Origin of the sequence: Saccharopolyspora antimicrobica (genome assembly GCF_003635025.1) — a bacterium.
GTDB classification, from domain to species: domain Bacteria; phylum Actinomycetota; class Actinomycetes; order Mycobacteriales; family Pseudonocardiaceae; genus Saccharopolyspora; species Saccharopolyspora antimicrobica.
In genome coordinates this window covers 7744528-7758173 of sequence record NZ_RBXX01000002.1, presented here as the reverse complement: position 1 = coordinate 7758173, position 13646 = coordinate 7744528, and the positions used below count along the sequence as shown (strand labels likewise).

Sequence of the window (13646 nt, the reverse complement as noted above, 5' to 3'; positions counted from 1 at the left end):
CACCGCGCTGTGGGGACGATGTGCAGTTCTCTCGGGGTGAATCCTGCATCCCAGGTCGTAGTCGATTGCGTGCAAAGGGGCCTGGAAATTGTTATCGGAGAATGTTGACCGCAGTGCGGGCGTTCTCGTCACCGCGAACGACGGGCTGGACCTGGCATCCCTGCGCCGCACGGTGTCCGAAGCCCTGGGCGTCGAGTTGACCGCGGCCGACGACGACTGCAACCTCTTCGAACTCGGTCTGCAGTCGATGGACCTGATGCGGCTGGCGACCCGGCTCAAAGGCGCCGGCGTCGATGTCACGTTCGCTCAGCTGTCCGACGACCCGCGGCTGTCGGCGTGGTCGGAGCTGGTGCCCTCGGCCGAGGTCGTGCCGCCGAAGCCGCAACCGCGGACTCCCGCGGCCCGGGACCACGACCGACCGGACCAGGCCTACCCGCTCACGGCGGTGCAGCAGGCCTACCTGATCGGTCGCGACGCGGACCAGTCGCTCGGTGGCATCGGCTGCCACAACTACATCGAGTTCGACGTTGCGGAGCTGGATCCGGAGCGCCTCGAGCGCGCCGTCGGTGCGCTGATCCAACGCCATCCGATGCTGCGGGCGCGGTTCGCCGAGGACGCGACACACCGCATCCTGCCGGAGTCCCCGTGGCCGGGACTGGCTGTCCACGACTTCCGCGACCGCGCGGAGGAAGAGGCGCGGGCAGCGGCTCTCGCCCTCCGCGACCGGTTGTCGCACCGCATCCTGGACGTCGCCCGGGGCGAGGTCATCGACGTCCAGCTGACCCGGCTGCCCGGCGCGGTGGACCGGCTGCACTTCAACATCGACCTGCTGGCCGCCGACCTGGCCAGCTTCCGGTTGATCCTGCTCGACCTGTGCGCCCTCTACGACGATCCCGACGGTCTCGACGACATCACCTACACGTTCGGCCGCTACCTGGAGGACCAGGCCGAGATCCGCCGCGCGGAGCGCGAGCGGGCGCGCCCGTACTGGCAGCAGCGGTTGGCGTCCCTGCCGGGCGGGCCGAAGCTGCCGCTGGCGGTCGCACCCGAATCGGTCGCCGCGCCGAAGTTCGTCCGCCGGTACTTCGACTTCACCGCCGAGGAGTGGCCCGCCCTGGAGCGGCGGGCCGGTGAAGCGGGTGTGACTCCAGCGGTCCTGCTGGCCACCGCCTACGCGATGGTGCTGAGCCGGTGGAGCGGCGACGAGCGCTTCCTGCTCAGCCTCCCGCTGTTCGACCGCGACCTCGACGCGCACCCCGAGATCGACCGGATCGTGGGCGACTTCAGCGGTCTGGTGCTGCTCGACGTCGATCTGTCCGGGTCCGACTTCGCGGAGTGCGCGCGCGCAGTGCAGAAGCAGATGCACGAGGACATCGGGCACGCCGCCTACACCGGCGTCGACGTGCTGCGCGACTTCGTCCGCACCGACCTGGACTCGCCGCGCACGGCGCCGGTCGTGTTCTCCTACGACCTGTCCGCTCCGCTGATCCCGGACGAGTTCGCGACCCGGTTCGGCGACGCGTCGTGGATGATCTCCCAGACCCCGCAGATCTGGCTCGACCACCAGATCTACCGCACGCCCGGCGGGCGCGTGCGGCTGGTGTGGGACGCGGTGGAGGAGCTCTTCGCCGACGGCGTGCTGGACGCGATGATGTCGGCCTACGAGACGTTGGTCCGCGGCCTGCTGGCCGGGGAGTGGACGGACTCCTTCCCGGAGATCCCGCTGCCCGCCGACCAGCGGGAGCGGCGCGAGGAGGTCAACTCGACGACCCGCGCGATCACCGGGAACCTCCTGCACACGGCGTTCTTCGACCACGCCGGTGACCGGTCCGGGCAGCCCGCCCTGCTGTGGGGCGAGGACGGGGAGCTGGCCCACGACGAGCTGGCGCGGCAGGCGCTGAGCATCGCCGGTGCGCTGTCGGAGCGCGGTGTCGGTCGCGGCTCCTACGTCGCCGTGGTCGCCCCGAAGGGCGCCGAGCAGATCGCGGCCGTGCTCGGCGTTCTCGCCGCGGGGGCGGCGTACGTGCCGATCGGTGTGGACCAGCCGGCCGAACGCCGCGCCCGCATCCTCGAACTCAGCGGCGTCCGGGTGGTGCTCGACGGCAGCGGGTCCTTGGAGCACGCCGGTGTCGAGATCCTGCCGATCGACGCGGCGATGCGCGCCCGACCGCTGAACGCGCCGGTTGCCGCCGATCCCGCCGACCCCGCCTACGTGATCTTCACGTCGGGCTCCACGGGCCTGCCGAAGGGAGTGGAGCTCAGCCACCGCGCCGCGGTCAACACCGTCGAGGACATCAACGAACGCTTCGACATCGGACCGCGCGACCGGGTGCTGGCGGTGTCCGCACTGGACTTCGACCTCTCGGTGTGGGACGTCTTCGGATTCCTCGCGGTGGGCGGTGCCGCCGTCCTGGTGCCGGAGTCCGGCCGGCGCGACGCCACCGAGATGCTGGCGCTGTGCCGCAGGCACTCGGTCACCGCGTGGAACACCGTCCCGGCCCTGCTCGACATGGTGCTGACCGCCGCCGACGACTCGCCGCTGCCGGACACGATGCGGCTGGCCCTGCTCTCCGGCGACTGGATCGGCCTGGACCTGCCCGGGCGGCTGGCCCGCGCTTCGGGCGACCGGTGCCGGCTGATCGCGCTGGGCGGTGCCACCGAGGCCGCGATCTGGTCGAACTCGTTCGAGGTCGACGGCGTGGCCGCGGGCTGGCGGTCGATCCCGTACGGAAAACCCCTGCGCAACCAGAAGTTCCGCGTGGTGGACGGCCGCGGCCGGGACTGCCCGGACTGGGTGCCCGGCGAGCTGTGGATCGGCGGCACCGGCGTCGCGCTCGGCTACCGGGGCGATCCCGAGCTGACCGCGACCCGCTTCCCGCAGCGCGACGGCGAGCGCTGGTACCGGACCGGGGACCTCGGCCGCTACTGGCCCAACGGCGACATCGAATTCCTCGGGCGCCTGGACCACCAGGTGAAGATCAACGGGTTCCGCGTCGAGCTGGGCGAGATCGAAGCCGCGCTGCAGGGCCATCCCTCGGTGGCCCAGGCCGTGGCCGTCGTGCTCACCGAGGGCCGCAGGGAAGTGGCCGCGGGCGTGGTCGAGCGCGCCCCGGCGAATCCGGCCGAGGACAGCGGGAATACCGCTCCTTCCGGCGCACCGAGCGGCGAATTCCTGCCGCCCGCAACGGATGTCGACGCGGAGTCCGATCCGCACCGGCTCGAACACCGGTTGGTGGAGGCCCTGCTCGCGGGTGTCGTCGCACCGCTGGTCGAGCAGCGGGAATCCCCGTCGGTCTGCGCCGAACAACGTCCGGTGGTGGACATCTGGCTCCAGCACCTGACCCAGCGCTCCGTGCTGGTGCACCGTGGCGGTGCGGTGTACCAGCACGGCTCCAGGTGGGCCGAGGTCACGGACCCGACCTGGCTCAAGCAGGCGCGCGAGGACGCCCGCGGAACCTGGCTGGAGACCGTCGCGACCGCACTGGAGTGGGCCGGGCCGCTGTACGCGGCGATCATGTCCGGTGACGCCGACGCCACCGCGCTGCTGGACGATCCGGTGCTGTCGCCGGAGGCGCTCAACGATCTGCTGCCGGTGACGGGCGAGCACCTCGCGGCCGCCGCGCGCGACCTTCGGGCGCGCGCCGACGCGCCGTCGGCACTCGCGGAGTGGGATGTGCTCAGCGGTCGCGGCACCGCGCGGTTGCTGGCGGAACTCGGTTCGGACTCCGTCGAGTGCACGCTGCTCGGTTCCTCGAAACCGGTGCTGGCCAAGGCCGAGGCGCTGCTGCGCGAGCAGGGCCGTACCACGAGCACTGCGGTGCTGGACGCCGTTGCCGTCGATGCGCGGCACGTCCACGCCTTCGACGCGGTCGTGGCGAACAACGTCCTGCACCGGATGCCGGACCCGGAGTCGGCGGTGGCGACCATGGCGCTGCTGCTGGCCCCCGGCGGTCGCCTCTACCTCGCCGAACGCGAGTACCCGACGCCGCTCGCGCTGGTGACCGCATTGCCGCTGGAGGCGCGTGCGGGCAGGTTCGAAGAGGGGCGGCCGAGCACCGACTGGTTGTACGGCAGGGAGCGGTGGATCCGAGCGTGCGCCGCCGCAGGGCTCTCCGACGTCCGCGTGCTGCGCGCTGAGGACACCGGCGAGATCCTGCTCTCCGCCGACCGGCCCCCGCAGGCCCGAGGGATCGACGCGGACGAGCTGCGCCGCTGGGCGGCGGAGCACCTGCCGGAGCACATGGTCCCGGGGCACCTGGCGGTGCTGCCCGCGCTGCCGCTCAGCGCCAACGGGAAGGTCGACCGCAACCGGATCAGGGCAGCGTTGGAGCAGTCCGCTGACCGGCCGCGGGACGTGGGCGACCCACCGCAGGGCGCCACGGAGGTGTTCGTCGCCGAGCGGTGGGCGAAGCTGCTGGGAGTGGATTCGGTCGGCCGCGACGAGAACTTCTTCCGGCTCGGCGGGGACAGCCTGCTCGCGACGCGCTTCATCGCCGAGGTGCGCGCCGTCCGGGCCGTCGAACTGCCGATGCGCGAGGTGATGCGGGCACCGACCGTCGCCGGGTTGGGTGCGCTGATCGACCAGCTCGACACCACCACCGGCGACGACTTCGAGGAAGGTGCGGTGTGAACGCCCGGGAACTGCTCGAAGAATTCGCCGGCGCCGGCATCCGGTTGTGGCGGGAGGGCCAGCAGCTGCGGTTCCGCGCTCCCCGAGGCGCGATGACCGACCACCGGCTCGCGGAGTTGCGCAGCCGCAAGGCGGAACTGCTGGCCACCTTGGCCGACACCGCCGAGGGGCCGGGTGCGGTGTGGCAGGCCGATCCGGAGGCGGCGGCGGAACCCTTCCCGCTCACCGACATCCAGTCGGCGTACCTGTTCGGCCGCAACTCGGCCTTCGACTACGGCGGCGTTTCCTGCCACCTCTACGAGGAGCTGGAGTACCCGGCCGACCTCGACCCGGCCCGGCTGCAGCAGGCGTGGGACGGCTTGGTGCGGCGCCACGGCACGCTGCGGACGGTCATCCGCCCGGACGGCACCCAGCACGTGCTGCCAGAGCTGCCGGACACCCGCATCGAGTTCGCCGACCTCCGCACGGCGTCCGGTGATGCGGTCGACGAGGCGATCGCCGGCGTGCGGGATGCGATGTCCCACAAGGTGCACCCCGCCGGCGAGCGACCGATGTACGAGCTGCGCCTGACCCTGCTCCCCGATCGCAGCGTGCTGCACGTGTCGGTGGACTTCATGGCGCTGGACTGGCTCAGCATGCAGCGCGTGCTGTCCGAACTGGACCGCCGCTACCAGCAGCCGGACTGCGAACTCCCCGAGGTAGACGCCACCTTCCGGGACTACGTGCTCGCCGAACGCCGGCTGCGCGACACCGAGCAGTACGCGCGCGATCGCGAGTACTGGTGGCAGCGCATCGACGAGCTGCCCGGTGCGCCCGCGCTGCCGCTGCGCGACGACCACGACCCGGCCACGGCCCCGCCGCGCTTCCGCCGCCTGACGACGACGGTGCACGACCGCGTGTGGCAGGCGTTGAAGGCGCGGGCCGCCGAACGCGGCATCACCCCGGCCAACGCGGTGCTCTCGGCGTACGCGGAGACGATCGCGCGCTGGAGCGGAACCGAGCGGCTCTGCCTGGGACTGCCGGTCCTCAACCGGATGCCCCTGCACCCGCACGTCGACCGGCTGCTCGGCGACTTCACCTCGCTGAGCGTGCTCGCGGTCGACTTCGTGGAGCGGGCGAGCTTCGTCGAACGCGCCCGCGCGCTGGGCGAGCGCGTCTTCGACGACCTCGATCACCGGTTGTTCAGCGGTGTGGAGGTGCTGCGCGAAGTCTCCCGACGCCGCGGGCGCGAGGCCGCCGCGATGCTGCCCGTGGTGTTCACCGGCAGCATCGGTGTCGGGGGCACCGAGGTGTCCGCGGCGGGCCGGAAGACGCGACCGGCGTACGGCATCAGCCAGACGCCGCAGGTTTGGATCGACTGCCAGGTGGGCGACCAGTTCGGCGGCCTGGACATGAACTGGGACGTGCGCGAGGGGATCTTCCCGGACGGCGTGGTGGACGACATGTTCGCCGCGTTCGAGGACCTCCTGCACCAGCTGGCCGAGCACGACGAACCGTGGGAGGCCGCGGCCCCGCAGCCGTTGCCGGAGGAGCAGCGCGACCGCCGGGCGGCGGTCAACGCGACGGAGGCGCCAGAGCCGGATTGCCTGCTGCACGAACCGCTCGTCGCCTACGCGCGCGAGCACCCGGACCGGGTCGCGGTGGTCGACGCCGCCGGGACGCTCACCTACGGGCAGTGGCTCGGGCGCGCCGCCGGGGTGGCCGAGCGGCTGCGGGAGGCGGGGTGCCGCCCCGGCGACTTCGTCGGCGTCCTGATCGACAAGTGCCGCGACCAGGCCGTCGGTGTGCTCGGCGTGCTCCTCGCGGGCGGCGTGTACGTTCCCGTCGACCTCGGCCAGCCCGCAGCTCGCCGGGACCGGATCCTCACCGGCAGCGGTGCGCGGTTCGCCGTCGTCACCGACACCGGGACCAGCGCTCCGCCCGGCATCCGGGCAGTGGAGGTGGCCGGTGTGCCGCCGGTTCCGGTCGCCGAGGTGCCCGCCGGGCCGCGGGTGGATCCCGGGGAGCTCGCCTACGTCATGCACACCTCGGGATCGACCGGGGTGCCCAAGGGCGTGATGATCAGCCACCACGCCGCCGCCAACACGGTGCACGACATCAACCAGCGCTTCGGCGTCGGCGACTCGGACCGCGTCCTGGGGCTGGCGGCGCTGAGCTTCGACCTGTCGGTCTACGACCTGTTCGGCCCGCCGGCCGTCGGCGCCACCCTGGTGCTCCCGGACCCCACCCGCCGCGGCGACCCCTCGCACTGGGCGGAGATGGTGGCCGAGCACGGTGTGACGCTGTGGAACTCGGTGCCCGCGCAGCTGCAGATGCTGATGCACTACCTGGACACCGAACCGACCGAACTGGCCGACCTGCGGTTGGCGCTGCTGTCCGGCGACTGGATCCCGCTGTCGCTGCCCGACCACGCCGGGCGCCACGTGCCCGGTGCCGAGCTGGTCAGCCTGGGCGGGGCGACGGAGGCGTCGATCTGGTCGAACTACCACCGCATCGAGACCGTCGAACCGCACTGGCGCAGCATCCCGTACGGGGTGCCGCTGGCGAACCAGCGCTTCCACGTGCTCGACTCCGCCCTGCGCGACCGGCCCGACCTGGTCGTCGGCGAGCTGTACATCGCGGGCACCGGACTGGCGACCGGCTACCTCAACGATCCGGAGCGGACCGGCGAGCGCTTCATCCGGCACCCTGCGACGGGGGAGCGGCTCTACCGCACCGGCGACCTGGGCCGCTACCTGCCGACCGGCGAGATCGAGTTCCTCGGCCGCGCGGACCAGCAGATCAAGATCCGCGGGCACCGGGTCGAGCTCGGTGAGATCGAGTCGGTGCTCGGCGACCACCCGGCGGTGGGCACGTGCGTGGTGCTGGCCGCGGGCGGCGCGGCCTTCGAACAGGCCCTGATCGCCTTCGTGATCCCGGCCCAGCACTCCGGGGAGGTCACCGCCGGGGAGCTCATCGGCTGGGTGGCCGACCGGCTTCCGGGGCACATGGTCCCCGCCCGGGTGCGGATCGTCGATGCGCTGCCGCTGACGCCGAACGGGAAGGTCGACCGCAAGCGGCTCCTGGAGTCGACGTCCGTGCCCAGCGCGCCACCGCCGGAGCGCTCCGAGCCGCCGCGGCCCGGCGTCGAACAGCGGATCGCCGAGCTGTGGGCGGAGGTGCTCGGCGGCCGGCTCCCGAGCCGCGACCAGGGATTCTTCGACGCCGGTGGGAACTCGCTGCTGGCGGCGCAGTTCGTCGGGCAGGTGCGCGAACGCATCCCCGAGGCCGCACCGGTCACCTTCGACGTGCTGCTGCGCGCGCTGCTGGACAGCCAAACGGTCGCCGGGCTGGGCAAGTGGCTGGAGTCGGAGGCCGCCCCGGCGCCGGAGTCCGTTGAGGCCCGGACGTCGGCACTGGTCCAGCTCGGCGGTTCGGGCCCGGGACCGGTGCGGCTGCTCGTGCACGGAGGCACGGGAACCCTGGACGAGCAGCAGGCGCTGATCGGTGAACTCGCCGCAGGGCCACCGCTTTTCGGCCTGGCCCTGCCCGACGGCGGAAGCTCCCGCGACTCCGGCGCACCGGTCGGTCTGGAGGAGCTGGCCGCCGGATACGCGCGGGAGGTGCTGGCCGCCGGCTTCGACGAGGTCGAGATCATCGGCTACTGCCTCGGCGGCCCCATCGCGCTGGAACTGGCTCGCGCCCTGAGCGAGGCGAACGCGGTGGTGCGGGGCCTGACCATCGTGTCCGGCCACCGGATTCCGCACCTGCTGCGGGACGAACTCGTGGTGGACTACGCCTTCGCGCGGACGATGGGCGCCGATCCGGCGGCCCTCGGCTGGCCCGCCGACGAAGCGGCGGTCGGCCGGGCGCTCGCGGCTGCGCTGACCGGCTCACCGGCAGCGCTGGCGCCGGGCGCGATCGGAGCGCTGGCGGGTGAGCTGGAACCGGTCGCCCGGCGGTTCCGCGAACTCGGGCAGCAGGACATTGCTGAACGGCGAGCGGAACTGCACCGCGCTCTCGCCGACTCCGCGCCGGAGAAGGGCGGCAGCGCGCGAATCGCGTTGATGCACGAAGCTTTCACGCGGTTCATCGAGGCGGTGACGCACTACCGGCCAGAGCCCTACGCGGGCGATGTCACCTTCCTCCGCCCGATCGAGCCCGCTCACCTCATCCCGGGACCGCAGGAGGACACCGCGCTCTTCTGGCGCGAGGTCTGCCTGGGAGACGTGACGGTCGTGGACATCCCGGGCGACCACTTCAGCTGCCTCCACGCGCAGCACGCGCCCCGGGTGGCGGAAGCGATCACGACGAGTGCGCTGGAGCGCCGATGACCCGTGCGACCTCTGGCCCGATGCGAGTCGTCGTGTGCGGCACGCGGTTCGGCCAGATCTACCTCTCGGCGCTGGCCCGCGATCCCGAGCGGTTCCAGCTCGCCGGCGTCCTGGCCCGCGGCAGCGCCCGGTCCGCGGCGCTCGCCGAGGAGCACGGCGTGCCGCTGTACTCCTCGGTCGAGCAACTGCCCGGCGATGTCGACGCGGCCTGCGTCGTGGTGTCCACCGCGGTGGGCGGCGGGCGGGGCGCCGAGCTCGCGCAAGCCCTGCTGGAGCGGGGAATCCACGTGCTGCAAGAACATCCGGTGCACCCGACCGAGCTGGCGGAGTGCTTGAAGGTGGCGCGCCGCACCGGGGTCCAGTACCTGGTGAACACCTTCTACCCGCACCTGGAACCGGTCCGGCGGTTCACCGCGGCCGCCCGCGAGCTGATCCGGTTGCGCAAGCCGGTGTTCGTCGACGCCATGTGCGCCGTTCAGGTCTCCTTCGACCTGCTCGACGTCCTGGCCGGGATCTTCGACGGGCTGCGGCCCTGGTCGCTGTCCCCGGTGGCCGGCCAGTCCGGGCGCCCGCTGACCGCGGTGGACGCGCAGGTGGCGGGTGTGCCGCTGACGCTGCGGGTGGAGAACCGGATGCAGGCGGGCGACGACAGCACCAGCCTGCTGCTGCACCGGATCACCATCGGCACCGACGCGGGCAACCTGATGCTGGCCAACACCCACGGCCCGGTGCTGTGGAGCCCGGTGCTGCGCACGGCGTCGGACCCGGTGGGGCGGTTCCTGGCCGGCGGCCCGGACGATCTCGGCGGCCCCACCGCGGCTTACGTCGGGGCGCCCGAGGCACCCACCTGGGCGACCGTCGTGCACGACGTGTGGGGCGAAGGCGTGCTGACCGCGATGGACGAGCTGCGCGCACGCATCGACTCGGGCGCGGACCCGCTGCGCGGCAGCCAGCGCCACCTGAGCGTCGCCCGCGCCTGGAAGGAGCTCACCGAAGTGCTCGGCTATCCCGAGGTGGCCGAACCGGAGCCCGGGGAACCGCTGTCGGCGGCCGATCTGCGGGCCGGCGACCGCCGCTCGGGGCGTGACTCATCGCACCTGTCCACGGTAGGGTAATCGTACGCGTACTAAAACGGAGCAGGGGGAGCGATGAACGCGACCGACCTCGCCGAGGCGAGGGTGCAGTCCACGCCGTCATCGGAGGCCGAGCCCGCGGCGGAGAAACCCATGAAGGGACTGCTGCGCCCGCACGCCTGGAGCTTCGCGGTCGTTGCGATCCTGCAGGTCGTCGGAGCGCTGGCGGGGCTGGCGCCGCTGCTGGCGGTGGTGGAACTCGGTCGCACCCTGTTGTCGCCCGGCCCGATCGACCAGGGCCACGTCTGGACCGTGGTGGTCCTGGGCGCGGTCGGCTTGTTCGTCCGCCTGGTGTTCACCGCCGCGTCGTCCGGCATCGGGCACGTGGTCGACGGCAAGGTGCAGCTGACCTTCCGCAGGCAGCTGGCCGCGCAGCTGGGACGCGTGCCGATCGGCTGGTTCTCCCGGCGGAAGACCGGTGAGCTGGCCAAGGTGGTGGGCGAGGACGTCAGCGCGGTGCACCCCTTCATCGCCCACGCCCCCGGCGAGCTGGTCTCCGCGTTCGTGGTGCCGCTGGCTTCGCTGATCTACCTGCTCACCATCGACTGGCGGCTCACGCTGATCACGCTGATCCCGGTGGTGCTGGCCGTCTTGCTGGTCCCGCTGCTGATGCTCCCGGCGCGGACGCGGGAGCAGGAGGAGTACGACGCGGCGATGGGGCGGATCGCGAGCTCCGTCGTCGAGTTCGTGCAGGGGATCTCGGTGGTCAAGGCCTTCGGCGGATCCGAGCGCTCGCACCGCAAGTTCCTCGAGGCGGCCAACGAGTTCGTCTCCATCTTCTTCCGGTGGGTGCGCGGGGTGTCCGCGGTCGCCGCCGGGATGCAGCTGGCGCTGTCGCCGCCGTTCGTGCTGCTGGTCGTGCTGATCGGCGGGGCGTCCCTGATCACCTCCGGCAGCATGGCCCCGGCCGATCTGCTGCCCTTCCTGCTGCTCGGACTGGGCCTGACCGCCCCGGTCGCCGCTCTGGGACACGGTTTCGACGACATGCAGGCCGCCGGCCGCGCGGTCGGCCGGATCAAGGAGGTGCTGGCCGTCCAGCCGCTGCCGGAGCCCGCGCGGCCGACCACGCCGCAAGGCCACGCGGTGGAACTGCGCGACGTGCGCTTCGGCTACGCCGAGGACCACGAGGTGCTGCGCGGGATCGACCTGGTCCTCGAACCGGGGACGGTCACCGCGATCGTCGGCCCGTCGGGCAGCGGCAAGTCCACACTGGTCCAGCTGGTGCCGCGGTTCTTCGACCCGACCAGCGGATCGGTGCGCCTCGGCGGCGTCGACCTGCGCGACCTCGGCAGCCGGGAGCTCTACCGCACGGTCTCCTTCGTCTTCCAGGACGTGCGCCTGCTGCGCGCGTCGGTCGCGGACAACATCGCGCTGGCCGTGCCGCAGGCCGACCGCGAGGACGTGGTCCGCGTCGCCAAGCTGGCCAACATCCACGACCGGATCCTGGAGCTGCCGCGCGGGTACGAGTCGGTGATCGGCGAGGACGTCAAGCTCTCGGGCGGCGAGGCGCAGCGGATCTCGATCGCCCGCGCGCTGCTCGCCGACGCACCCGTCCTGGTGCTCGACGAGGCGACCGCCTTCATCGACCCGCAGACCGAGCAGGCGGTCCGCAAGGCGCTGTCCACGTTGGAGGGTGACCGGACGACCCTGGTGATCGCCCACCGGCTGGAGACGGTCGCCGACGCCGACACCGTCGTGATGCTGGAGGGCGGCGAGATCGTCGAGCGCGGCAGGCCGGCCGATCTGCTGGCGCAGGGCGGGAAGTTCGCCGAGTTCTGGCAGTCCCAACGATCGGCGATCGCCGACGAGATCGAAACCCGCGGTGGCGTACCAGAAGGAGAAGAGCCGCGATGATCCGAATGCTGCTGCGCGTGCTGGGGCACGAGTACGCGAAGCCGATGCGTCGCACCGTGGCCATGATGACGGCGACGGCGATCCTCGAAGGCCTGCTCTACGCGCTGCTGGTCCCGGTGCTGCAGGCGCTGTTCGGCAGCACTCCGGCGGATGCCTGGCCCTGGCTGATCGCCTTCGGCGCGGGTGTCGTGGTCTACGCGGTGATGCGCTACGTCAGCGACCTCTCCGGCATGCGCGTCGGGACGACGATGCTGCGCGGCATGTACCACCGGCTCGGCGATCACCTGGCCAGGCTGCCCATCGGCTGGTACACCGAAGCCCGCGTCGGCGAGGTGTCCATGATGGCCAGCCGCGGCCTGCTGGCGGCGCTGGGCGTCGCGGCGCACCTGCTGGCCCCGTTCATCAACGCCCTGGTGACGCCGCTGACGATCGTCGTGGTGATGCTGGTCTTCAACTGGCAGCTGGGGCTGGCCGCCTTGATCGCCGCGCCGGTCGTGGCGCTGATCCAGGTCTGGACGGCGCGGTCGATGGCCACTACCGACGCGGAGCGCCACGAACGCGACAACGAGGCCAGCGCGCGGGTCATCGAGTACCTCCAGGCCCAGCCGGTGCTGCGCGCCGGTGGCCGGACCGGTGAGCGCTTCGAACTGCTCGACGACTCGTTGCAGGAGGTCGAGCGCACCTCCCGCCGCACCGTGCTCTCGACGCTGCCCGGCGCGGTGGGCCTGACGCTCACGGTGCAGGCGATCTTCACCGCGCTGCTGGTGCTCGGCACCTACCTCGCGCTCGGCGGGAACATCGGCGTGGCCGAGGTCCTGACGATCCTGGTGCTGGCCGCCCGCTGCGCGGACCCGCTGCTGTCGCTGTCGGACATCGGCGGCAAACTCCGCGGCGCCCGGTCCGAACTGGACAGGCTCGACACGGTGCTGCGCACCCAGCCGCTGCCGGAACCGAGCGACCCGGTCCGGCCGGAGGGCAACGACCTGGAGTTCGACTCCGTCGCCTTCAAGCACGGCGACCGCGTGGTGATGGACGGCGTCTCGCTGTCCGTGCCGTCGGGGCAGCGACTGGCCGTCGTCGGCCCGTCGGGCGCGGGCAAGAGCACACTGCTGCAGCTGGTCGCCCGGTTCTACGACGTGGACGCGGGCGCGGTGCGGGTCGGCGGCGTGGACGTGCGCTCGATCGACACCGAGGTGTTGATGTCGCAGATCGCCATCGTCTTCCAGAACGTCTACCTCTTCGACGGCACGATCGAGGAGAACGTGCGCCTCGGCCGGCCCGACGCCTCCGACGAGGAGGTGCGAGCGGCCGCGAGCGCGGCACGGCTGGACGAGGTCGTCGAGCGGCTGCCCGGCGGATGGGCGGCCGACGTCGGCGAGGGCGGTGCGCTGCTGTCGGGCGGTGAGCGCCAGCGCGTGTCGATCGCGCGGGCGCTGCTGAAGAACGCGCCCATCGTGCTGCTGGACGAGGTGACCTCCGCCCTGGACCCGGTGAACGAGGCCGCGGTCCACGAGGGCATCGAGCGCCTGATGGCGGGCCGGACGGTGGTGATGGTGGCGCACCGGATGCGGACCGTCCAACGCGCCGACCGGGTCGTCTTCCTGGACGACGGCAAGGTCGTGGAGGAGGGCAGCCACGACGAGCTGCTGCGGCGCGGCGGTCGCTACGCCGACTTCTGGAACATCGCCATGACACCGGCATCGAGCGAATGAGTCG

The 13646-nt window shown here is 72.2% G+C and carries 5 protein-coding genes; all 5 read left to right on the top strand.

Features of this window, described 5'->3' with window-relative positions; all coding sequences use genetic code 11:
* The first annotated feature begins 88 nt into the window (after positions 1-88).
* The 5 genes from ATL45_RS36530 to ATL45_RS36510 are packed head-to-tail and all read left to right on the top strand — an operon-like array spanning position 89 to position 13642.
* Complete coding sequence (locus tag ATL45_RS36530; protein WP_211841382.1) at positions 89-4630, top strand: non-ribosomal peptide synthetase; 4542 nt, start codon at positions 89-91, stop codon at positions 4628-4630.
* Complete coding sequence (locus ATL45_RS36525) at positions 4627-8943, top strand: non-ribosomal peptide synthetase (protein ID WP_093154513.1); 4317 nt, start codon at positions 4627-4629, stop codon at positions 8941-8943. The genes ATL45_RS36530 and ATL45_RS36525 overlap by 4 nt, the downstream gene beginning before the upstream one ends.
* Positions 8940-10058, top strand: coding sequence for a Gfo/Idh/MocA family oxidoreductase (locus ATL45_RS36520; protein WP_093154516.1), 1119 nt, complete (start codon positions 8940-8942; stop codon positions 10056-10058). Before ATL45_RS36525 ends, ATL45_RS36520 begins: the two co-directional genes overlap by 4 nt.
* A 33-nt stretch (positions 10059-10091) precedes the next feature.
* The gene (locus tag ATL45_RS36515) at positions 10092-11930 is read left to right on the top strand and encodes an ABC transporter ATP-binding protein (RefSeq protein WP_093154518.1); all 1839 of its coding nucleotides are present in this window, start codon (positions 10092-10094) and stop codon (positions 11928-11930) included.
* Entirely contained in the window at positions 11927-13642 is a 1716-nt protein-coding gene (locus ATL45_RS36510) for an ABC transporter ATP-binding protein (protein WP_093154521.1), read from the top strand. Before ATL45_RS36515 ends, ATL45_RS36510 begins: the two co-directional genes overlap by 4 nt.
* Positions 13643-13646: the final 4 nt, after the last annotated feature.